The sequence below is a fragment of the Alteromonas sp. ABH4_454 genome (assembly GCF_056311775.1).
In genome coordinates this window covers 4073663-4096499 of the sequence record NZ_CM149972.1, presented here as the reverse complement: position 1 = coordinate 4096499, position 22837 = coordinate 4073663, and the positions used below count along the sequence as shown (strand labels likewise).

Annotated in this window: 16 protein-coding genes and 1 pseudogene; 12 read left to right on the top strand and 5 right to left on the bottom strand. The window is 44.7% G+C overall.

The window, feature by feature from the left end; translation table 11 throughout:
- The first annotated feature begins 163 nt into the window (after positions 1-163).
- The 5 genes from pdhR to ACYX4W_RS17860 all read left to right on the top strand — a co-directional run bounded on the left by pdhR (position 164) and on the right by ACYX4W_RS17860 (position 7982).
- Positions 164-910, top strand: a complete 747-nt coding sequence (pdhR, locus tag ACYX4W_RS17880) for a pyruvate dehydrogenase complex transcriptional repressor PdhR (protein ID WP_476074089.1) — start codon at positions 164-166, stop codon at positions 908-910.
- Positions 911-1116: 206 nt separating this feature from the next.
- A complete protein-coding gene (aceE, locus tag ACYX4W_RS17875) occupies positions 1117-3792 on the top strand; it encodes a pyruvate dehydrogenase (acetyl-transferring), homodimeric type (protein ID WP_474855054.1) in 2676 nt (891 codons plus the stop codon).
- A 21-nt stretch (positions 3793-3813) separates the two neighbouring features.
- Complete coding sequence (aceF, locus tag ACYX4W_RS17870; RefSeq protein ID WP_476074088.1) at positions 3814-5853, top strand: pyruvate dehydrogenase complex dihydrolipoyllysine-residue acetyltransferase; 2040 nt, start codon at positions 3814-3816, stop codon at positions 5851-5853.
- A gap of 132 nt (positions 5854-5985) precedes the next feature.
- Positions 5986-7407, top strand: coding sequence for a dihydrolipoyl dehydrogenase (lpdA, locus tag ACYX4W_RS17865; RefSeq protein WP_476056039.1), 1422 nt, complete (start codon positions 5986-5988; stop codon positions 7405-7407).
- A 137-nt stretch (positions 7408-7544) separates the two neighbouring features.
- Positions 7545-7982, top strand: a complete 438-nt coding sequence (locus ACYX4W_RS17860) for a hypothetical protein (RefSeq protein WP_476074087.1) — start codon at positions 7545-7547, stop codon at positions 7980-7982.
- Positions 7983-7987: 5 nt separating this feature from the next.
- Here the strand turns inward: ACYX4W_RS17860 and ACYX4W_RS17855 are convergent, their stop codons facing one another.
- Positions 7988-9058 (bottom strand): LysR family transcriptional regulator, encoded by a 1071-nt coding sequence (locus tag ACYX4W_RS17855; protein WP_476074086.1) that lies wholly within the window; start codon positions 9056-9058, stop codon positions 7988-7990.
- Positions 9059-9461: 403 nt separating this feature from the next.
- Here ACYX4W_RS17855 and ACYX4W_RS17850 point away from each other — a divergent pair, with 403 nt between their 5' ends.
- From ACYX4W_RS17850 to ACYX4W_RS17820, 7 genes and pseudogenes are all read left to right on the top strand, one after another.
- The gene (locus ACYX4W_RS17850; RefSeq protein ID WP_476074085.1) at positions 9462-10739 is read left to right on the top strand and encodes an efflux RND transporter periplasmic adaptor subunit; all 1278 of its coding nucleotides are present in this window, start codon (positions 9462-9464) and stop codon (positions 10737-10739) included.
- Positions 10739-13861, top strand: coding sequence for an efflux RND transporter permease subunit (locus ACYX4W_RS17845; RefSeq protein WP_476074084.1), 3123 nt, complete (start codon positions 10739-10741; stop codon positions 13859-13861). Before ACYX4W_RS17850 ends, ACYX4W_RS17845 begins: the two co-directional genes overlap by 1 nt.
- 177 nt (positions 13862-14038) lie before the next feature.
- Positions 14039-14749, top strand: coding sequence for an SIMPL domain-containing protein (locus ACYX4W_RS17840; protein WP_476074083.1), 711 nt, complete (start codon positions 14039-14041; stop codon positions 14747-14749).
- Between the two features lie 186 nt (positions 14750-14935).
- Positions 14936-15226, top strand: a complete 291-nt coding sequence (locus ACYX4W_RS17835; RefSeq protein ID WP_476074082.1) for a DUF1289 domain-containing protein — start codon at positions 14936-14938, stop codon at positions 15224-15226.
- Between the two features lie 21 nt (positions 15227-15247).
- Positions 15248-16072 carry an HDOD domain-containing protein gene (locus tag ACYX4W_RS17830; protein WP_476074081.1) on the top strand — a complete coding sequence of 275 codons (825 nt, stop codon included), beginning with the start codon at positions 15248-15250 and terminating at the stop codon, positions 16070-16072.
- Between the two features lie 134 nt (positions 16073-16206).
- Positions 16207-17011 (top strand): annotated as a pseudogene (locus ACYX4W_RS17825) (DUF481 domain-containing protein).
- A gap of 214 nt (positions 17012-17225) precedes the next feature.
- Positions 17226-17972: a DUF481 domain-containing protein gene (locus tag ACYX4W_RS17820; protein WP_474805394.1), complete on the top strand. Its 747-nt coding sequence runs from the start codon at positions 17226-17228 to the stop codon at positions 17970-17972.
- Positions 17973-18191: 219 nt separating this feature from the next.
- On the opposite strand, the gene serA is transcribed toward ACYX4W_RS17820, so the two are convergent.
- From serA to ACYX4W_RS17800, 4 genes are all read right to left on the bottom strand, one after another.
- The gene (serA, locus tag ACYX4W_RS17815) at positions 18192-19421 is read right to left on the bottom strand and encodes a phosphoglycerate dehydrogenase (protein WP_474805395.1); all 1230 of its coding nucleotides are present in this window, start codon (positions 19419-19421) and stop codon (positions 18192-18194) included.
- Between the two features lie 335 nt (positions 19422-19756).
- A complete protein-coding gene (gene rpiA / locus ACYX4W_RS17810) occupies positions 19757-20413 on the bottom strand; it encodes a ribose-5-phosphate isomerase RpiA (RefSeq protein ID WP_476074080.1) in 657 nt (218 codons plus the stop codon).
- An 89-nt stretch (positions 20414-20502) separates the two neighbouring features.
- Complete coding sequence (locus ACYX4W_RS17805) at positions 20503-21147, bottom strand: 5-formyltetrahydrofolate cyclo-ligase (RefSeq protein ID WP_476074079.1); 645 nt, start codon at positions 21145-21147, stop codon at positions 20503-20505.
- Positions 21148-21178: 31 nt separating this feature from the next.
- Positions 21179-22807, bottom strand: a complete 1629-nt coding sequence (locus ACYX4W_RS17800) for an ATP-binding protein (RefSeq protein WP_476074078.1) — start codon at positions 22805-22807, stop codon at positions 21179-21181.
- Positions 22808-22837: the final 30 nt, after the last annotated feature.

Genomic DNA, 22837 nt, shown 5'->3' with positions numbered 1-22837 from the left:
TTTGCTATGCTTGGGAGTATTTACCTCGAAATCGATCTGCCTTAAACTAGATAGGTAAAATGGTATTACCAATTGTGTTTGTGTTTAAATTTTCCATGATTATTTTTTACATTCACCGCTGTTATAACAGTGCTGGTTATAGATAGAAGGATACGTTGAGCGCATGCGTCAGCAGCGAAAAAAACTCTCTGATGTAATTACCGAGCAACTCGAGTCAATGATACTCGACGGTACGCTATTGGCCGGTCAAAAGTTACCGCCAGAAAGAGAGCTTGCGCTTGAATTCGATGTATCTCGTCCATCATTAAGAGAAGCCATTGGTAATTTGCAAGCGCGCGGTCTGGTAGAGCGCAAGCAGGGCGGCGGTACGTTCGTTAATCGCAACCTGAATTCAGCCATGAAAGATCCGCTCATGGACCTTGTAAGCCAGCGTCCTGAAACTCAATTCGATTTGCTTGAATTTCGTCATGCCCTTGAAGGGATGGCGGCGTACTACGCGGCACTTCGTGGTCAACCTGAAGACTACGATGCATTAAAGCAAGCATTAAGCAATGTGCCTACGCCCAAAGCGCACGAAAGCAAGCGTGCCCAAGCGGAGGCGCTAGGACAGTTTTATATCATTATGGCAAGAGCATCACACAATATGGTGTTGTTGCACGTAATGAGCACCATGCAAAGCATGCTGGTAGACAATATTGAACGAAACTTTGACATGCTGGCTGCGCACCCTGAAGCGGTGGAAGACATCGCGAAGCAGCGTCGTGAAATTGTAGAAGCTATTGCTTCTCGCGATCCTGAAGCTGCCCGCCAGGCATGTAACACGCATTTGGCGTTTATTGAAAAAACGCTTTTAACCATTAATCAACGCGATACCCGCGTACAGCGCGCATTGCGGCGATTAGAGATTTAGTTACCTAGCATTACCTGTAACAAGGGCTAGATAGCTATACATTCGCAGAGGCCGGTCAGGTTTTTCCTGTGCCACTGCAAAAGCAGGTGAGCCAGATTGGGTCACTGTGAGTACAACGTAATTTAGTTTTCCTTCTTTTAGCGCCTTTAAGATAGAGGCAATGCTAATGGAGGATTTTCTATATAAGCAAAAAATAGGATGGCACCATGTCTGATATGATGCACCAAGATGTAGATCCTCAAGAAACTAAAGAGTGGATTGATGCGCTTGAGTCGGTTTTAGAAGAGGAAGGCGTAGAACGCGCCCACTATTTACTCGAAAAACTTATTGATAAAGCACGTCGCAGCGGAGCGCATTTACCGTATGACGCTACTACTGCCTACATCAATACTATCCCTGCAGCGCAAGAGCCAAAAATGCCTGGCGACTTGACCATCGAAGCGCGCATCCGTGCTGCTATTCGTTGGAACGCACTAATGATTGTATTGCGTGCATCGAAAAAAGACCTAGAGCTTGGTGGCCACATTGGTAGCTTCGCATCATCGGCTATGCTTTACGATGTTGGTTTCAACCACTTCTTTAAAGCGCCTAATGAAAATCAAGGCGGCGACTTTATTTTTGCACAGGGCCATATTTCTCCAGGTATTTATGCGCGTTCTTTCATGGAAGGTAACCTAACTGAAGAGCAGTTAAACAACTTCCGTCAAGAGTGTGCGGGCGATGGTCTGTCGTCTTACCCACACCCTCACTTGATGAAAGACTACTGGCAGTTCCCAACCGTATCTATGGGCCTTGGTCCACTTCAAGCTATCTACACAGCACGTTTCCTTAAATACCTAACTAACCGTGGTATTAAAGACTGTTCAGGTCAGCGCGTATACTGCTACATGGGTGATGGCGAGTGTGATGAGCCAGAGAGCTTGGGTGCAATCGGTCTTGCGTCTCGTGAAGGCCTAGATAACCTAACGTTCGTTATCAACTGTAACCTACAGCGCCTAGACGGCCCGGTACGTGGTAATGGCAAAATTATCCAAGAACTTGAAGGTACGTTCCGCGGCGCAGGCTGGGAAGTAGTGAAAGTAATCTGGGGTAGCTACTGGGATGAGCTATTAGCTCGTGATAAATCTGGCAAGCTAATTCAGCTTATGGGTGAAACAGTAGACGGAGAATACCAGAACTGTAAAGCCAAAGGCGGTAAGTACACACGTGAGAACTTCTTCAACAAGTACCCTGAAACAGCGGCACTTGTAGCGAATATGTCTGATGATGACATCTGGCGCTTAAACCGTGGTGGTCACGATCCAGTAAAAGTATTCGCAGCTTACCAAAAAGCGATTGATACGAAAGGTCGTCCAACAGTAATCCTTGCTAAAACGGTTAAAGGTTTCGGTCTTGGTGCATCAGGCGAAGCACAAAACGTAGCGCACAACGTTAAGAAAATGGACGTTGATTCAATCAAAGCGTTCCGCGACCGTTTCAATATTCCAGTAGCAGACGAGAAGATTGCTGACCTGCCTTACTTCAAGTTCGACGAAGACAGCGAAGAAATGAAGTACCTTCGCGCACGTCGTGAAGCGCTAGGTGGCTACCTGCCTTCTCGCCGTGAACAGGCTGAAGAGCAATTAGAAGTTCCAGAACTAAGCGCATTCGATGCTATCTTAAAAGGTTCTGGTGACCGTCAAGTTTCATCAACGATGACGTTTGTGCGTGTACTTAACGCATTGTTGAAAGATAAGAAAATTGGTAAGCGTGTAGTACCAATTATTCCTGATGAAGCTCGTACTTTCGGTATGGAAGGCTTATTCCGTCAGGTAGGTATTTATGCCAACGAAGGCCAGAAATACGTACCTCAAGATGCCGACCAGGTAGCTTACTATCGCGAAGATAAGAAAGGTCAGGTACTTCAGGAAGGTATTAACGAGCTAGGTGCAATGGCATCGTGGGTAGCGTCAGGTACGTCTTACTCAACGTGTAACGCTACGACTATTCCGTTCTATATTTACTACTCAATGTTTGGTTTCCAACGTGTTGGTGACCTTGCATGGGCAGCGGGTGATAGCCAAGCACGTGGTTTCCTATTAGGCGCTACAGCAGGTAGAACTACGCTTAATGGTGAAGGTCTACAGCACCAAGACGGTCATTCACACGTTCAGGCGAACCTAATTCCTAACTGTATTACTTACGATCCAACGTACGGTTACGAAGTAGCGGTTATTGTTCAAGACGGTCTGCGTCGCATGTACGGTAACAATGAAAATATTTTCTATTACCTAACATTGATGAACGAGAACTATCAGCACCCTGCAATGCCAGAAGGTGATGATGTTGCTGAGCAAATCATTAAGGGTATTTACAAGCTTGAGCGCGTTGAAAACGACAAGTCTAAGCTTAACGTACAGCTAATGGGCTCTGGTACTATCTTGAACGAAGTGCGTAAAGCGGCACAAATTCTGTGTGAAGACTACAACGTATCTTCTGACGTTTACTCTGTGACCTCATTCAACGAGCTAGCCCGTGAAGGTCAAGACGTTGCGCGCTGGAACATGCTTAACCCTGAAGCTGAGCAAAAAGTACCTTACATTGGTCAGGTAATTACGAAAGATGCAGGTCCTGCGATTTCTGCCACTGACTATGTGAAGAACTACTCAGACCAAGTACGCGCGTTCATTGAAACTGAATACCGCTGCCTAGGTACAGACGGTTTCGGTCGAAGCGATAGCCGTGAAAACTTGCGTACTCACTTTGAAGTTAATGCGTCATACATTGTGGTGGCATCACTTTACGAACTAGCTCAGCGCGGCGACGTTGAGAAGAAAGTGGTAGCAGAAGCCATTAAGCGTTTTGATATTAACGCTGAAAAACTTAACCCACTTTACGCGTAAGCCAGATAAGGTATTTTACATATGTCAGATATTCAAAAGATTATCGTACCCGACGTAGGCGGTGACGAAGTTGAAGTTATCGAGCTATGTGTTGCCGTAGGCGACAACATCGAAGCCGATGAAGGCGTTGTTACTGTTGAAAGTGACAAGGCGTCAATGGACATCCCAGCACCGTTTGAAGGTGAGATTGTAAGCCTGTCTGTTTCAGTAGGTGATAAAATCAAAGAAGGCGATGTGATTGGTGAAATGAAGGCTGCAGGTGGCGACAGTTCTGATAAGAGCACCGCTGAAGAATCATCTTCAGACGACGCTTCACAAGAAGAAGCGCCTAAGCAAGATGAAGCACCAAAAGAAGAAAGCAAGTCAGAGGCAGCACCTGCTGCGTCTGGCAGCAGCGAAGTCATTGAAGTTGCAGTACCGGATATCGGTTCTGACGACGAAGTTGACGTAATTGACGTTTTGGTTTCAGTGGGCGACACCATTGAAAAAGAAGATGGACTAATTACCCTAGAAACCGATAAAGCGACCATGGACGTTCCTTCAACACACGCAGGTACGGTGAAAGAAGTATTCATCAGCACTGGCGATAAAGTGAAAGAAGGTACGGTTGTTATTAAGCTTGAAGTAGCGGGTTCAGGCTCGTCTTCAAGTGAATCGGCGTCTAGCGATGCTTCTTCTGAAGCGTCTGCACCGGCTGCGCAGGAAAGTGAAAAGCAAGAATCAGCGCCAGCGGCATCTTCAAGCAGTGAAACCATTGAAGTAGCTGTGCCGGATATTGGTGAAGACGGTGAAGTAGACGTTATCGACGTACTTGTATCAGCTGGCGATAGCGTTGAGAAAGAAGACGGCTTAATTACGCTAGAAACTGATAAAGCCACCATGGATGTACCTTCAACCCACGCAGGTACTATCAAGGAAGTCTTTATCAAGACGGGTGATAAGGTTAAGCAAGGTACATTGGTTGTTAAGCTTGAGACCAGCGGCGGTTCGTCTTCAAGTGCAGCTGAAAAGCCTGCTGAAGCACCTAAGCAAGAAGCACCTAAGCAACAAGAAACCAAACAAGCGTCACAGCAAGAAGCCTCGCAAGGCCGCTCTCCTGTGCCGCCAGCGCCAGAAGCTAAGAATACAGGTAAAGCACATGCTTCTCCTTCCGTCCGCCGTATCGCGCGTGAGTTTGGTGTAGACCTGACTCAAGTTAACGGTTCTGGCCCTAAAAACCGTATCTTGAAAGAAGACGTTCAGGCCTACGTGAAAGCTGAGCTTGCGAAACCTCGCACGGCTGCGGCTTCTGGCAGCGCGCCAGTAGGCGACAACGTACTTCAGATCGTGCCAGTTAAACCTGTTGATCACAGCAAGTTTGGTGAGATTGAAGAGCAAAAGCTTTCTCGTATTCAGAAGATCTCTGGACCGTTCTTACACCGTAACTGGGCGACTATCCCGCATGTTACACAGTTCGACGAAGCCGATATCACTGAAGTAGAAGATTTCCGTAAAGAGCAAAACGCTTACCATGCGAAGATCAAGTCTGGTCTTAAGATCACGCCACTCGTATTCGTAATGAAAGCGGTAGCGAAAGCCCTTGAGAAATATGAAGTATTTAACTCATCACTGTCTGACGATGGTGAGAGCTTAATCATTAAGAAATTTATCAACATTGGTATTGCGGTTGAAACACCGGGAGGCCTTGTTGTACCTGTTATTCGCGATGTAAATAAGAAAGGTATTGAAGAACTTTCTCGCGAGCTTATCGAAACATCTAAGAAAGCCCGTGAAGGCAAGCTTAAAGCGGCCGACATGCAGGGTGGTACGTTTACTATCTCTAGCCTAGGTGGTATTGGCGGTACGGCGTTTACGCCTATTGTAAATGCACCAGAAGTCGCCATATTAGGTGTATCTAAGTCTGAGATGAAGCCTAAGTGGAACGGTAAAGAATTCGAGCCGCGCTTAATGGTGCCGCTTAGCCTGTCTTATGACCACCGTGTTATCGACGGTGCAGTAGGTGCAAGATTCTCTACTGAGGTTGCTGCAAACCTAACTGACTTACGCAGAATCATACTTTAATTAAAAGGCCGAAAAAGTTTACAATATCAGTAACATTTTCGATGATTTTATCAGCCTTTTTGACGGCATTTAGGTTATGCTATTACACAAAAGTAATAGCATGACCCTACAAGAACAGGATTGAGGTTCACAATGAGCGAAATTAAAACGCAATTGGTGGTACTGGGCGGCGGCCCTGGCGGTTATTCAGCAGCATTCCGTGCGGCTGACTTAGGTATTGAAACAGTTATCGTAGACTCACGCGACACGCTTGGTGGTGTTTGTCTTAACGTTGGTTGTATCCCTTCAAAAGCCCTTCTTCACGTTGCAAAAGTGATGAAAGAAGCGAAGCACCTTGCAAGCCATGGTGTTACGTTTGGCGAGCCTACCATCGATTTAGATAAAATCCGCGAATATAAAGACAGTGTTGTTAGCCAACTAACAAACGGTCTTGGCGGTATGTCTAAAATGCGTAAAACCAAGCATGTACAAGGCTACGGTAAGTTCACTGGCGCAAATACTCTAGAAGTAAAAAATGGTGACGACGTTACTACTATTACTTTCGAGAAAGCGATCATCGCTGCGGGTTCTGAGCCTGTAAGCCTACCGTTCATCCCAGAAGATGACCGTGTAATCGACTCAACTGGCGCGCTGGAAATGAAAGACATTCCAGAGAAAATGCTAGTACTAGGCGGTGGCATCATCGGTCTAGAAATGGGTACTGTGTACGAAGCACTTGGCTCAAACATTGATGTAGTTGAATTCTTAGATCAGCTAATTCCAGCTGCTGACAAAGACATCATGAAAGTATTCATGAAAGACTACAAAGACAAGTTTAACATCATGCTTGAGACTAAAGTTACTGCGGTTGAAGCTAAAGATGATGGCCTATATGTAACGTTTGAAGGCAAGAACGCACCTGCTGAGCCAGTACGCTACGACAAAGTACTTGTTGCTGTTGGTCGTAAGCCAAATGGCAAGATGGTTGGCGCAGATGCAGCTGGCGTAAACGTTGACGAGCGTGGCTTTATCAATGTTGATAAGCAAATGCGTACAAACGTAGACCATATCTTCGCAATTGGTGACCTTGTAGGTCAGCCTATGCTTGCGCACAAAGCGGTTCACGAAGGTCACGTAGCAGCAGAAGTTATTGCTGGACAGAAGCACTACTTCGACCCACGTGCTATTCCTTCAGTAGCGTACACTGAGCCAGAAGTAGCTTGGGTTGGTCTAACTGAAAAAGAAGCGAAAGAGCAGGGCGTAAGCTACGAAACAGCAACCTTCCCGTGGGCAGCTTCAGGCCGTGCCATTGCATCTGATGCAACTAACGGTATGACCAAGATGATTTTCGAAAAAGAAACGGGCCGTGTTATCGGTGGCGCAATGGTAGGTACCAACGCGGGCGAAATGCTTGGTGAAATTGGCCTAGCTATCGAAATGGGCGCTGATGCTGAAGATGTAGCATTGACTATCCACGCTCACCCAACGCTTAACGAATCAATTGGTCTTGCGTCTGAAATCTTCGAAGGAAGCATTACTGACTTGCCAAACCCTAAAGCAAAGAAAAAGAAGTAAATTAGCTTCTTTTCAAAATACTTTCTTTTTAGATTATTTAAAAACCCGCTTTTAAGCGGGTTTTTTTGTACTACACTTTATTTCGAATTTAATTTCAAATATCCATGTTCGGTGAAAGAAATACTAAGCGGTAGTAGATGTCAGCAAAAATTAAAGATCCAATTAAAGTACAATCAAAATTTGGCGAATACAGCGTTGAACTTAAAGGAAACGTTATTCGCCTAGATGGAAAGGGTGTAGTAACAAAAGCGCTCTTTCAACACTACCACGAAGATGTCAAAAAACTCGCCTTACCTCTAGGTGGACAGCCGTGGGGTTTTTTGATTTTCGTACAAGGAGTGGGAATTTTAACACCAGACGCCGAGCAAGCTTTAATTGAGTCCGTTCGTCTAAGAAAGCAATATGGTATGCAAGCTTGTGCTTTTGTCACTAATAACGCCGACATACCCGCTTTGGTTAAAAGTCAGTTTGAACGCGTATATGCAACAGCCAATTTAGCATGCTATTTCAGTGATTCTGAAAGTGAAGCGCTTGCATGGTTAGCCACCCTAGGCTGTTTTTTTGAGACTGACTAAAAGACTTAGGCCGTCTCTTTTCCCGCTATGACTTTCGCTTCTTCATCGTTACTAGGCGCATTTAAATGAGCGGGCGTAAACTCTTCACAATCCATATTGCGCTGGTCCATAAAGCGTTTAACCGTATCGGCACAATATGCTTTGCGGCAGCACTGAGACAGTAGCATCTCGTGGCGCTGAACACGCTCACGAATAAATTTAACCACTAAGCTCCTAAGCCACTGCAAGCCAGCGTCTTGGTCTTGGCGCTTATGCCACATTACAGATAGAGGGGAGCTAATAATTTCTACAGGCGTTTCAAACACTGCTAGTTCACCTGAGAAAATCTCTCTCTCCATAACCAACGATGGTGCTACACAAATAAGGTTGCTCTCTTTTAATAGCGGGGTAGCGTTGTAGAACTGGTTTACTGACATGGCAACACGGCGCTTGAGGCCCAAATTAGCGAGCGCCTGATCGGTTGGGCCGGTTACATCGCCTGTCACTGACACTAGCAAGTGATCTGCTGCTACAAAGTCTTCCAACGATAGTTGTGATTTTGCTAGTGGATGATCGGGGCGCATTACCACAACCCAGCTTGGGTCAAGCACATGTTCAGAGCGAATTACAGAGCCGGGCTCTTGGTGTTTAGAGAAGGTCAGTTCAGCTTCGGCATCTTTAAGTATTTTATCCGTTTCCATATCGTAATTAGGAATAGCATGGATATTAATACCAGGCGCCTCATTCTCAATAACTTTGCGTAGCGGCCCCCACACCATAGAAACGATGCTGTCAGTTGCAGCTATACGAAAGGTACGCTTTGCTGTTGCAGGGTTAAAGTCAGTTGGGTTAACGGCAACTTCAAGCTCGCCTAAAGGCCCCTGAATCTGGCTCCATAAGTTTTTAGCAAAAGAGGTAGGCTGAATACCACGGCCGTCTTTCACGAATAGCTCATCATTCCATGCTGTGCGCATGCGTGACAGGGCATTAGAAACGGCGGGCTGCGTCATCGACAGTCTGTCAGCTGCGCGAGTAATGGCACCCTCAGTCATGATGGCATCAAAAATCATCAATAAATTTAAATCATGTGGACGCATGGTTGTCTCCGGTGTCTATTGCGGACAATCTGCTTTCATCAATCGAACAATGAAAAAAGCTGCCGTTTACCTCGTTTTTGGCTATGTAATTTAACTGACATAGTTTAGTTATAGGTTATAGCTAAAAGCATTTATTTTCCAAATGAATGCGACGAGCGACATTGGTACACTCCACCGCTGTAACCGTTGATTTTCCTAAGTTCACGCTTTTTATACGGTTATTTTTAGTTTCTCTACGAAACCATGCTTTTAAATCTTTAAAAGCAGTTGTCTCTTCTAGCCCGATCTCCAATACATAATATCATGTGATGTGTTTCATATAAAAAGATAATTATTTTTATTGTTTGAGGGTGTGCATAATGCGCGGCATCAAACTTTAGTCTAACTTTTAGAGAATCTTGCAATGAATACTTTTACCCGTTTATTGGCAATAGTCAGCCTAACTGCGCTTGTCGCTGCATGCGGTGGTGACGAGCAGGATCCAAGTCAATCAATGAGCGCAAACAAAAATGCAGGCGTTCCTGTTGATGTGGCTACCGTGGTGACTCAGCGTTTAACCGAGTGGGATAATTTTACAGGTCGTTTAGAGTCTCCGCAAATTGTTGCGCTTCGCCCTCGCGTGTCGGGCTATATTGACTTTGTTGCATTTGACGAAGGCGAATATGTCGAACAAGGGCAAACTCTATTCTTAATTGATAACCGGACGTTTAAAGCAGAAGTTGATCGATTGACTGCACAGCTTGAAGAAGCCAAAAGTCGCGTTCAGTTGGCTGAGCAAAACTATAGCCGTGCTTTTAAACTTCGTAAAACCCAGGCGGTTTCTGAAGAAGTGTTAGATGCTCGCCTAGCTGAAAAAAACCAAGCGCTAGCCAGCTTAAATCAAACGCAAGCCGCGCTGGAAGTAGCGCGTTTGAATCGTGGCTTTGCGCGTGTTGAAGCACCTATTTCAGGTCGCATATCTCGTGCAAATATCACCGAAGGCAACTTTGTTACAGCTGGACAAACAGAGTTGACTCGCATCGTATCGACCGACCGTTTATATGCGTATTTCGATATTGATGAGCAGACCTACCTAAACTATCTAACCGATAAATCAGCGGCTTCAACAGCAGTGAGCGAGCAGCCAGTAGCAATGCGCCTTGCTAACGAGTCTGATTATAACCACTGGGGTCAAATTGATTTTATCGACAACCAGGTTAACGGTAGTACCGGCACACTTCGCGTTCGCGCGGTTTTTAATAATAAAGAGGGGCGTTTAATCCCTGGCTTGTTTGCGCATCTAAAATTGGCAGGTGACACCGATGAAGAGGGCATTCTTATTAAAGAAAAAGCTATCGGCACAGATCTGAATAACAAGTTTGTACTGGTTGTAAATGACGAAAGTAAAGTGGAATACCGTGCGGTTAAGCTAGGCGACAAAGTGGGCAGCATGCGCATTATCACAAGTGGCCTAAACGCTAACGACACTATTGTAGTTGATGGCCTACAGCGTGTGCGCCCTGGTGCACAAGTTGCCGCAAATAAAGTCCCCATGGGTGATGAAGATGCGCTTGCAAACTTATCCAACTGGCAGTCACGTGTTGATAACGCTACCCAAGTAACCCAAAACATGGCGCAGTATGAAGATGTTTTATCTGGTGGTTCATTTACCTCGGGTACAGCAACGGCAGGTCTTAAGTAATGAACATTTCGCAGTTTTTCATTAGCCGCCCGATTTTTGCGGGCGTGCTTTCCCTACTTATTTTTATCGGTGGTGCCATCGCTGTTTGGCAACTGCCCATCACTGAATACCCTGAAGTGGTGCCGCCTACTGTTGTGGTAACCGCGAATTATCCTGGCGCTAACCCTGAAGTTATTGCTGAAACAGTCGCTACGCCGTTAGAACAAGAAATTAACGGTGTTGAAGATATGCTGTATATGTCTTCTCAAGCTACCAGCGACGGCCGCATGACCTTAACGGTAACGTTTGCGATTGGCACGGATCCAGATGAAGCCACAACGCTGGTACAAAACCGTGTAAATCGCGCGACACCGCGTTTACCTCAAGAAGTGCAGCGCTTAGGTGTGGTAACTGAAAAATCGTCACCAGATTTAACCATGGTAGTGCACCTGACGTCGCCTGATAATCGTTATGACATGCTTTATCTTTCAAACTATGCTGATCAGTTTGTCAAAGACGAGCTAGCGCGAATCAATGGCGTTGGGCAAGTGCGCCTGTTCGGTGCTGGTGAATTCAGCATGCGAGTATGGTTAGACCCTAACAAACTGGCTGCGCTCCAGTTAAACCCTGGCGATGTGGCAGCAGCTATTGCCGACCAAAACCAGCAAGCGGCGGCAGGTAGTCTTGGTGCACAGCCTACGGGTACCAGCGAATTTCAGCTGCTTATCAATGTGCGCGGCCGTTTAAAAGATGAAGCCGAATTTGAAAATATTATTGTTAAGTCGGGTGAGAATGGTGAAATAACCCGTCTTAAAGACGTTGCGCGTATCGAACTAGGTTCAGAGTTTTATGCACTGCGTTCACTTATTAACAATAACCCTGCGGCAGCGGTGCCGGTTTTCCAAGCACCAGGCTCTAATGCTATCCAAATTTCAGATGACGTTCGCGCTCGTATGGCGGAACTGTCTAAGGCGTTCCCTGAAGGCCTTGAATACGAAATTGCCTACGACCCTACCGTATTTGTTCGCGGTTCGATTGAAGCGGTAATTAGTACACTTCTTGAAGCTGTATTGTTAGTTGTACTTGTTGTTGTACTGTTCTTACAAACATGGCGTGCGTCTATTATTCCACTCGTTGCAGTACCTATTTCACTTGTGGGAACGTTCGCGTTTATGCAGCTAATGGGCTTCTCGCTTAATGCACTGTCGCTGTTTGGTTTAGTGTTGGCAATTGGTATTGTTGTGGACGACGCCATCGTTGTTGTCGAAAACGTAGAGCGTAATATCTCTGAAGGCAAAGCGCCGTTTGAAGCCACCGTACAGGCAATGAAAGAAGTAACCGGTCCTATCATTGCCACAACATTGGTACTTGCTGCGGTATTCGTACCTACTGCTTTCATGAGCGGTCTTACCGGGCAGTTCTATAAGCAGTTTGCCCTAACAATTACTATCTCTACGGTAATTTCTGCAATTAACTCATTAACGCTTAGCCCTGCATTATCTGCATTGCTGTTAAAACCCCATGGCAAAGCGAATGACTGGCTTACTCGTGGCATGGATAAAGTGTTTGGTCGCTTTGTATTTTCACCGTTTAACCGTTTCTTTGACCGCAATTCAAAGCGCTACACTGGTGCTGTGGGTGGGCTTATTCGTAAAAGCAGTATCATCATGGTGCTTTACGCAGGTTTGCTTGGGCTTACTTACTTCCAGTTTGCCAATACACCAACAGGCTACGTTCCGCCGCAAGATAAGCAGTATTTGGTTGCCTTTGCTCAACTGCCAAATGCAGCAAGCTTAGACAGAACTGAAGAAGTGATCCGTGAAATGTCTCGTATTGCTATGGAACACCCTGGTGTTGAAGATGCAATTGCATTCCCTGGCTTGAATATTAACGGGTTTACCAATAGTCCAAGCTCAGGCGTGTTGTTTGCAACCCTGACCGACTTTGATAAAAGAACGACGCCTGATCTATCTGGTGGCGCCATTGCTGCCCAGCTTAACCAGAACTTTGGATCTATAAAAGGTGCCTTTGTGGCGATATTCCCGCCGCCACCAGTTATGGGGTTAGGCACCATTGGTGGTTTCCGTTTGCAGGTTGAAGACAGAGGAAACCTAGGCTTTGAAGAACTTGAGCGTGTAACGCAAGAAGTGATTGGCAAAGCGTGGGCACACCCAGCGCTTACCGATGCATTTACCAGCTTCACTGTTGCTGTACCTCAGCTCGATGTAGATGTAGACCGTGAAAAAGCGGTAAGCCAAGGTGTAAACATCGATACCTTGTTTACCACCATGCAGGGCTACTTAGGTTCGTTATACGTGAACGACTTCAACTTGTTCGGTAGAACTTACCAAGTAAATGTACAAGCTGATGCCCAATACCGTCAGGATATTGAGAACATTACGCAGTTTAAAGTGCGTAATGCACAAGGTGAGATGATCCCGCTTGGCTCATTCTTGAACATTGAGCACAGTGCAGGCCCTGACCGTGTTATGCACTATAACGGATACGTTACCGCTGAAATAAACGGTGCAGCAGCGCCAGGCTATTCGTCTGACCAAGCGAAGGCAGCTATTGAGGAAATACTGGCTGAAACGTTACCACTTGGCATGACTTACGAGTGGACTGAGATCACCTATCAGCAAATATTAGCGGGCAATGCATCAGCGTTTGTATTCCCATTAGTTGTGCTTTTGGTGTTCTTAGTACTGGCTGCACAATACGAAAGCCTGCGTTTGCCACTGGCAATCATATTGATTGTACCTATGACCTTGCTGAGCGCCCTTATTGGTGTGCAAGTTTATGGCGGCGACAACAATATATTTACCCAAATAGGCTTAATTGTATTAGTTGGCCTTGCCACTAAAAATGCCATTCTTATTGTTGAGTTTGCCAAAGAACTTCAAGACAAAGGAATGGACGCGCTTTCAGCCATTAAAGAGGCTAGCCGTTTACGTCTTCGGCCAATACTCATGACATCCATTGCTTTCATCATGGGTGTGCTGCCAATGGCGGTATCGACCGGTGCCGGCTCTGAAATGCGTCAAGCCATGGGTGTGGCAGTATTCTCTGGCATGATTGGTGTTACCGTATTTGGACTTATCTTAACTCCGGTATTTTATTACCTGATACAGCGTAAAGGTTAACTCTCCCGTCTACCCAAGCGTTGCCCTCTTAAGGGGCTCTTTAGGCCACTCATTTGAGTGGCCTTTTTTTTGCCACCTTTGGTCAGCATTTATCTCGTATTACATTATCTAAATGCTTATATTTCCCTGCATCCTTAAGATAAAGTTAAAAAGTACAGCAGATAAACGGAGATTCGAATGAAAATAGGTGCGGCGTTAGTAATGGCCTTGGGCATGGTGGTTGCGGTGGCTTTGCTTGGTGTTCAGGTATCATCGTCAATGAACGATATGCAAACGTGGGATAGGGTAGTTACCGTAAAAGGACTGTCGGAGCGAGAGTACATAGCAGATCAGGTTATTTGGCCTATTCAATTTGTTGATGCGGGCAATGACTTACCTCAACTGTATGAACATATCGAAAAGAATAGCCTTCAGGTGGCTAACTTTTTAGAAGAGAAGGGCATTTCAGCAGAAAGCATTACTATTGGAAAGCCTGAAATAAATGACAAATTGGCACAACAATATGGAAGTAGTGAAAAAGCACCATTTCGCTACAGCGCCATTCAAACCGTTACTGTCTTTTCAAATGATGTCGAAAAAGTGCGAGCGCTCATGCAGCAAATTGGGGAGTTAATTAAAAGCGGTATTGTATTATCAGACCAAAGCTATCGTGCACAGCCTGACTATGTATTCACCCGCTTAAATGAAGTAAAGCCTGAAATGATTGAAGAAGCTACGCTTAATGCTCGAGAGGTGGCGGAAAAGTTTGCCAAAGATTCAAACAGTACATTGGGTAAAATTAAACGCGCCAACCAAGGGCAGTTCAGTATTTCAAGCCGCGATAGTCACCATCCTCACATTAAGAAGGTGCGGGTAGTGTCTACCATTGAATATACGCTTGTAGATTGATATTCATGCTATGCTAAGACTGGCAACGTGAATTGACTAGACACGGCGAGTTCACGCATTTGTGCACTTTATGTATTAGATTACTGCTAATGTCTAGTGGCTAGATTTGCGGGTATACGTTTTAATTTAAAGAAGTGCTGAGTACTTCAGCGCTTAACGCTTATTAATTAAGGTGGCAAGCCTGAAATGAAGGACCCTAAAGCGCAGTCCCAACAGCTTGAGTTTTTTGAAATTCCAAGCCCTTGTATTGGTGTCTGCGAGTCTGGTCCAAGAGGGTTTTGTAAAGGCTGTTACAGAAGTCGAGATGAACGCCTTTATTGGCTCAAAGTTGATGATGCGACAAAACGAAAAATAATCAGTGCGTGTGTAAGACGTGAAAAAGCCGTATTGGCGAAGTTACGCAAAGCGCAAGAGCTAAAAAGTGAAGAGTCAGCCGAACAATTTTCTCTTTTCAATGAGCCGCCTGAAAAAAGTTAAAAAGAGTTAGAGAATTTTTTGATGCCGTTAGATAAGTATGTTTCGTATGCTACAAAATCGTTTACGTTACCCGATATATGCGTTCGCTTGCGTTCAACGCTAGATGATCCTCGCTCTAGTATCGAAGAGATTGCTGTATTAGTTAGTGCCGACCCTTCGCTTACTGCTAAAGTTTTACGGCTAGCCAATAGTTCACTTTTTCGTTTTCCCTCTCAAATCGCGTCTCTGACAAAAGCGATTAACGTAATAGGTGGCGAAGCGCTTTATAATTTAGTGATTGCTGAAACGGCAACCACTGCCTTTAAGCACTTCGATACATTGCTAATTGATTTAGACAAGCATTGGCATGCCTCTGTTTATTGCGGCATGGTCGCGAAAAGTCTAGCGATGCGACTGAATATTCGCGGCGCTGAACGTTTTTTTGTAATGGGAATTCTTCAGAATCTAAGTGAGCTCATTGTCGCTAAGAAAGAACCCAAGCGTTATGACGATTACCGTCACGCACAAAAAAGCGAGTTGCCACATACTGAACAGTTAGCTCATTTCGGTTTTACGTTTGCACATTGTAGCGGTATCATACTGGAAAAATGGCACTTGCCTATTGGTTTGTACTATCCGATATCATTTATGAACGACGAAGCAAAGTACGCTTCTGATGTTGATATCTGCGTCCTTGCTCTTTCTAGTCGAATAACGCTTAGTCAACTTGATAAAGAAAGTTATGCTGACATTGAACTTTTTACGCCTGAGATAGCCAATACAGTAAGTCTCGATATGGAAGTGATAAGTAATTCAATTGAATATGCTGAGCAAGAAACAGCAAAAATTGTCTCGCTTATTCACTGAGCTTTCAGTGCCTCAATTCTGTTATAGCACTGATAAACTGTAAAACACAGTAAAGTTCTTCCAGAGGATTGGTATTATAAGCGTCTTATTTAGACGTAATCTAATAACTAAAAAGCTCGACGTAAAATCAGATTATGTTCACAAAAATCTTCCGGCCGCACGTTGTTGTAGGTGCTATTTGTATTGGTATGTGTTTCTCAGCACATGCAAGAGACCTTATTGAGACCCTTTATCACGCCGATTTTACTCCAGACGCTGATGACGAAATTCCCCGTTTTACAATGGATGGAGAACTGGGTGTACTTCTCAATACAGGCAATACGTCTGCTGCGAGTGTGAAAGCGGCAGTGAATGCCGATCATGAAACCGAAAATTGGAGCAGTGTTTATTTTGCTGAGCTGCTCTACAAAGAAAGCGGCACGCCTACCACAGAGCGCGACATAAGCGCACAGCGCTTTTTTACCAGCGCGCAATTCGACTATAAGCTACTTACGCCAGGCCGCCGCCTTTTTATGTACGGCGACTATGAAGATGATAAATTTACAGGGTATGAGCACCGAGCTTCATTAGCCGCAGGTTGGTCCCAGCGCGTTTGGCGAAACGAAGACAGTGAGTTTCGTTATAGTGTAGGGCCAGGTTACACCTTTATCGAAGCAGAAGAAGACAGCGATAATCTTGTTAACGACGGGGTAATAGTACGCGCATCAGCCGAGTACAAATATCACTGGAGTCTCGGGTGCCAAACTGCGTCAATTTGTGAGCACAGAAGCTGGTGAAGAAAATACCAAGTCCCGTTCTGAAACCTCACTTTCAGCAAATGTATTCGGCTCATTAGCGATGAAGCTTTCGTTTATACTAAATCATGAAACCGACACCCCTGAAGATGTCGCAGCGTTAAGCACAGAGACATCTGTAGCATTGGTCTATCAGTTTTTTTAGTCAATTAGTGTAAATTTAAGGCTTAAAACCGGCTTTTTACCGCGGGTGGATTGACTGAGAGCGTTGAAAATGTACACTGCGCACCATTGTTTGTAGCGTTGGTTTATTTTTCGACGCTATTTAGCTGACCTCTTTTAAAACTCGTGTTGTACCGCCTTGCAGTACTTAAGGTGTCGTGTACAACGAATGGACCGATAATCAATAGGATTGTTCAATGAAAAAGCAAGTGCTTGCATCTCTAGTTGCAATTTCTCTTTCTCCTGCCGTATTCGCTCAAGCTAAAGAAGTAAAACCTTTCACAATGGAAGGGGAGCTTGGCTTCATATCTACATCAGGTAACACTGAGACGACTTCAATCAGCGCGGGTATTACCGCACACCAAGAGTTAGAAAATTGGAGCAATGACTACGCCCTTGAAGGTCTATACAAAAAAGAGACTACAGAAGATGATAATGGCGAAGACGTTGAGTACACATCTGCGCAAAAGTTCTTCGGCTCGGCGCAGGGTAACTATAAGCTAGAAAACCCTGATAACCGTTTATTTGCCTTCGCATCATATGAAGACGACCGCTTTAGCAACTTTAACTACCAAGCAACGGTAGCAGCGGGTTGGAACCAAAAAGTGCTAGAGAATGATCGCCACACTCTAGAATATTCAATTGGTCCTGGTTACTCGTTCATCGAAACACAAGAAGATGAAAATCTTGATAGCATGATTGTTCGTGCATCAACAGCGTATTCTTGGAAAATTTCTGACACTGCTAAATTCACGCAAACCGTGAGTACTGAAGTGGGCTCTGACAACACGAAGTCACGTGCTGAATCTGCACTTACTGCTACGATCAGTGGGAACCTTTCTATGCGTCTTTCGTTCAAATTAGATCACAACACTAACGTTGATGAAGACGTAGAAAAACTTGATACAGAAACTGCAGTAAGCCTAGTTTACAACTTCTTTTAAGCTTTGCTGAAGCGCCTTGACTGCTCGGTTGTGCGTTGAGGCGGTTAAATGTTTTACCTAGGTAATTCCTTTATACACTGATGCCATAGTGTTGTTGGAATAGGCGCTAGAACCAGTGCATTGCTAAGTAAAACAAAAGTACAGATACAAAAAAACGCTGCAAATTTGCAGCGTTTTTTTTAACTAAATATCAAGCAAGTGTTTTATTAAACGTTTTGTTTAATGAAGGATTCTGGTCTTAATAGTGCCGTCTATTTGTTGAAGTTCTGCTAGTGCTTCATAGCCGCGGTCTTCTTTAACATCTACTACTACATAACCAATTTCAGCATTAGTTTGTAGATACTGAGCTTCAATATTGATGTCTTTTTCCGCAAAGGCTTGGTTAATTTGCGTAAGAATGCCCGGCTGGTTTTTGTGTACGTGCAGCAAACGCGAACGACCTGTGTGCTCAGGCAGTGATACTTCAGGGAAGTTAACTGCCGACAACGTAGAGCCGTTATCGCTGTATTTTGCTAACTTACCCGCTACTTCAATACCAATGTTTTCTTGTGCTTCCTGCGTGCTTCCGCCAACGTGTGGCGTAAGAATAACGTTGTCGAACGCGCGAAGCGGCGATTCAAATTCTTCAGTATTAGACTTAGGCTCTACTGGGAATACATCAATTGCTGCGCCATTAAGGTGACCGCTTTCCAGTGCTTTGGCAAGTGCGTCAATATCAACCACAGTACCGCGAGATGCGTTAATAAGAATGCTGCCTTTCTTCATTTGAGACAGCTCTTTTTCGCCAATCATATCTTGGGTTTGCGGCGTTTCGGGAACGTGTAGTGATACCACATCAGAGGTATTAAGTAGCTTTTCAAGCGACTTCACCTGAGCTGAGTTACCCAGCACTAGCTTGTCTTCGATATCGAAGAATTGAACGCGCATACCAAGGTGCTCAGCAAGAATACTTAGCTGTGTACCTATGTGGCCATAGCCGATAATACCTAAAGTTTTTCCGCGAGCTTCGTACGAACCTACTGCGGTTTTTTCCCATTCACCGCGGTGAGCTTTGGCGTTTTTGCTAGGCACTTGGCGAAGCAAAAGAATAATTTGCCCAAGAACAAGTTCTGCAACCGAGCGAGTATTAGAAAAAGGCGCGTTGAAAACGGGAATACCACGGCGCTGCGTAGCTTCAAGATTAACCTGGTTGGTACCAATGCAGAAACAACCAATAGCAACAAGTTTTTGTGCCGCATCAACTACTTTCTCGGTAATCTGTGTACGTGAACGAATACCAACAAAGTGGGCGTCTTTAATCTTCTCAATTAACTCATCTTCAGGAAGAGAGGTTTTGAGAAATTCAATGTTGCTATACCCATTGCTTTGTAGTGTTTCCAAAGCACTTTGGTGAACACCTTCCAACAACAAAATTCGGATTTTATCCTTCTCTAATGAAACTTTGCTCATGAACTCGCTATCTCTCGCTGATTTAATTGGGGTTTCTGGCAGTGCCAACCATAGCATCTCATAAATTCTCAGTAGCTAACATTTAAAGATGCACTACCTTATTTGCAACAGAGCCTTGGTTTAGCGCCTGCTATCTAGCGTTTTAGTTACGCTAATTGCTCTAATAAAAAAGGTTCATAACCTTAAGCAACATAAACATCTAGCTGCAAAAATATTATTAATTAAGACATCTAGACGTCTAAACGGAAATTAACAGAAAACGCGCTAAGTTAAAAGCAGTATTTCGCTTAGCTTTTCAACAAAACACTAGAATAGGGGCGGTTAAGCCGCCCGAATCACTTAAAGGTTTCAACACCACTGTCGGTTGCACTTAACACTATATCTGCGCCACGTAGCGCAAAAATACCGTTAGTTACTACCCCAGGAATATTATTGATTTTTTGCTCTAACTCACGTGGGTTTAGTATTTCAAGATTGTGAACATCTAAAATAACGTTACCGTTATCTGTTACAACGCCTTGTCGATACTCGGGGTCGCCACCCAGTTTTACCAGTTCGCGAGCGACAAAAGAGCGAGCCATTGGAATAACTTCTACAGGAAGTGGGAAGTCACCTAAAACAGGTACGCGCTTACTTTCATCTACAATGCAAACGAACGTGGTAGCGGCACCGGCTACAATTTTCTCGCGGGTCAGAGCGGCGCCGCCGCCTTTAATCATGTGCTTGTGTTCGGTAACTTCGTCGGCACCGTCAATATAAACTGAAAGGTTACTAACTTCATTCAACTCGAAAACTTCAATGCCCAAGGCTTTCAAGCGCTCGGTAGATGCCTCTGAACTTGAAACCGCGCCTTCAATTTTGTGCTTAATTTTGCCCAGTTCTTCTATGAAAAAATTAACAGTAGAGCCCGTACCCACACCGACAATACTGTCTGCTTCAACATAGTCGATGGCTGCTTTGGCTACGGCTTGCTTTTTTTCGTTCTGATCCATGGTTACTCTCCAACTTATTATGCTTGCAAGTGTAACTTATAAGTGCAGATGAACCCATAAGTTCATAGGTTCAATTTGATATAGTGAAATTACGGTTTAGTGAATATAAGTGTGCGAGAAGGGGTCACGATAGCATCGAGGGGCACATCCCACGGCGCAATGGGCAGGGCATCAACTTCTTGCACATCGTGAGCGATACCTACCAATTTTGGCGTATGCTGGTTTAAGGCCGATTGAGTATTCAACTTGCGTTGCGTAAAGCTTAAGGTGCGGTCGTAATAGCCCCCACCCATACCCAAGCGGTTTCCGCTTGTATCAAACCCCACTAGCGGCATAAGAATAACATCGCATTGTGTAACAGGTATGACGGCTTCACAGGTCAATGCAGGCTCTTCTATATTGTATTTGTTATTAATTAACAAAGAATTGGGGGTATAAGATAAAAAAAGCAAATGCCCTTTACATACAGGATGTAGCACAGGCAATGCGAACTTTTTGTGCGAGAACTGCCACGTTGATTCGATGTAGTATTTTAAGTTTACTTCGCCATCGTTAACCAAGTACCCGGCTACAGTAGTTGCGCTTTTAACAAAGGGAAGGGTGTTTAGCTGAGTCGCGATGCACTGGGCAGCGTCTTCATGCTGTTCGTCAGGTAAATTACGGCGCGCTTCGCGAAGCTTTTTGCGAAGTAGGGCCCTAGCTTTCTGTTTTTCTGGTGAAACGCTTACTTGCATATTAGGCAACCGTGCTTGGCGTGTATGGCCGTTAGTGATTCTTCTGCCCTAAATAGTAATTCAGCACACGAACTAACTCACTATTGTCTATGGGTTTGGTTAGCACGTCATCAAGACCTCTTTCTCGCAAATACTCAGAGTCAGTTATTACGTCAGCGGTTAATGCTACAACAGGTAAGCTTGGCTTGTGAGCTTTTATCTGTGCCGTCGCTTCGTCGCCTTGAATGCCGGGTAAGTTAAGGTCCATTAACACTAGGTCGACAGGATTAGATCTAGCGTATTCAACCCCTTCTTCACCTGTGCTTACCACAGAAAGCGCCACGCCTAATTTTTCAAACAAGGTTTGAATAACCACTTGGTTTATATAGTGGTCTTCAACCACTAACACGTTTGCAGATTTATCAATGTTAACTTGTGCTACAAAGCTCTGTGGTTGTGCCTCAACGAACTGATTCGCACTTAGCGCATCGGCGGGCAAGGTTACGCTTATGCGGGTACCGTGATTTAATTTACTGCTAACTTTAATCGTCCCATCCATAAGCTCGATAAGACGCCTGGATATATTTAAGCCTAAGCCAGTTCCACTAATCTCTTGCGCGTTACCCATCCGTTCGAAAGGCTCAAAGAGTCGCTTTTGATCGTCTTCGCTAATACCAATGCCTTCATCTATGACATTGAATATAACTTTTCCACCCTTGTATTTTACTTGCGCTCTTACAGACTTATCTTTATTGGTAAATTTAATGGCGTTAGACAGTAAATTTAGTGCAACCTGTCCAAACTTGGTGTCATCAAAAAATAGCGAGTCGGGCACCGATTTATCAATGCTGGTGGAAAAGGTAATACCGCTGTCTTCGGCGCGAATCTTAGTTAACGAAAAAAGATGTGTAAAGAAGTCGTTTGTATTCACCGCTCGTGCCATTACGCGCATTTTACCGGCTTCTATTTGCTTGATATCTAACACCGAATTTACAATTTCTAGAAGCCTTTCGCCGCTTTGGCTTACATGTGAAAGCGGGGTGGTAAAAGACGGGGGGAGATCTAACTTTTTAGCTTCGCCTTCAAGAAGACGGCTAAACGTGTTTATAGCATTAAGTGGTGTTCTGATTTCGTGGCTAACATAGGACAGGAAATCAGACTTGAATTGGCTAGTACGTTCAAGTTCACGGTTTTTCCGCTTAAGCTCTAAATGTGCTACCACTGATTTACTTAACGTCTGTAACGACGTCTTTTGTGCTTCAGTTAGCGTTCTAGGCTTGCGGTCGATAGCGCAAAGCGTACCAATAGCGTGGCCTGATGGTGTAATGAGTGGCGCACCTGCATAAAAGCGTATATCTGGCGAACCAGTTACTAAAGGGTTGTCATGGAATCGCGGGTCTAAGGTGGCATTAGGGATTTCAAACACTTCTTCTTGCAAAATAGCGTGGGAGCAAAAGGCTATTTCGCGAGATGTTTCTTCAGCATCTAGACCAACGCGAGATTTGAACCACTGCCTGTCAGGGTCAATAAGACTGATAAGTGCAATAGGGGTTTCGCATATTTGAGAAGCTAACGTGGTAAGGTCGTCGAAAAGCTGCTCCGCTTCAGTATCAAGAACATCGTAGCTGAGTAGTTCGGCAAGACGTTCATCTTCATTTTCAGGGAGTGCAGCTGCTTCCATCTATATAAACCTAACGCTGAAATAAAAAAG

Excerpts from the sequence above, each read along its gene's own strand:
- rpiA (WP_476074080.1), bottom strand. The coding sequence starts at position 20,413 with ATGGATCAGAACGAAAAAAAGCAAGCCGTAGCCAAAGCAGCCATCGAC.
- pdhR (WP_476074089.1), top strand. The coding sequence starts at position 164 with ATGCGTCAGCAGCGAAAAAAACTCTCTGATGTAATTACCGAGCAACTC.
- ACYX4W_RS17830 (WP_476074081.1), top strand. The coding sequence starts at position 15,248 with ATGCCGTTAGATAAGTATGTTTCGTATGCTACAAAATCGTTTACGTTA.
- ACYX4W_RS17850 (WP_476074085.1), top strand. The coding sequence starts at position 9,462 with ATGAATACTTTTACCCGTTTATTGGCAATAGTCAGCCTAACTGCGCTT.
- ACYX4W_RS17820 (WP_474805394.1), top strand. The coding sequence starts at position 17,226 with ATGAAAAAGCAAGTGCTTGCATCTCTAGTTGCAATTTCTCTTTCTCCT.
- ACYX4W_RS17805 (WP_476074079.1), bottom strand. The coding sequence starts at position 21,147 with ATGCAAGTAAGCGTTTCACCAGAAAAACAGAAAGCTAGGGCCCTACTT.
- ACYX4W_RS17840 (WP_476074083.1), top strand. The coding sequence starts at position 14,039 with ATGAAAATAGGTGCGGCGTTAGTAATGGCCTTGGGCATGGTGGTTGCG.
- ACYX4W_RS17835 (WP_476074082.1), top strand. The coding sequence starts at position 14,936 with ATGAAGGACCCTAAAGCGCAGTCCCAACAGCTTGAGTTTTTTGAAATT.
- lpdA (WP_476056039.1), top strand. The coding sequence starts at position 5,986 with ATGAGCGAAATTAAAACGCAATTGGTGGTACTGGGCGGCGGCCCTGGC.
- serA (WP_474805395.1), bottom strand. The coding sequence starts at position 19,421 with ATGAGCAAAGTTTCATTAGAGAAGGATAAAATCCGAATTTTGTTGTTG.
- aceE (WP_474855054.1), top strand. The coding sequence starts at position 1,117 with ATGTCTGATATGATGCACCAAGATGTAGATCCTCAAGAAACTAAAGAG.
- ACYX4W_RS17800 (WP_476074078.1), bottom strand. The coding sequence starts at position 22,807 with ATGGAAGCAGCTGCACTCCCTGAAAATGAAGATGAACGTCTTGCCGAA.
- ACYX4W_RS17845 (WP_476074084.1), top strand. The coding sequence starts at position 10,739 with ATGAACATTTCGCAGTTTTTCATTAGCCGCCCGATTTTTGCGGGCGTG.
- aceF (WP_476074088.1), top strand. The coding sequence starts at position 3,814 with ATGTCAGATATTCAAAAGATTATCGTACCCGACGTAGGCGGTGACGAA.
- ACYX4W_RS17855 (WP_476074086.1), bottom strand. The coding sequence starts at position 9,058 with ATGCGTCCACATGATTTAAATTTATTGATGATTTTTGATGCCATCATG.
- ACYX4W_RS17860 (WP_476074087.1), top strand. The coding sequence starts at position 7,545 with ATGTCAGCAAAAATTAAAGATCCAATTAAAGTACAATCAAAATTTGGC.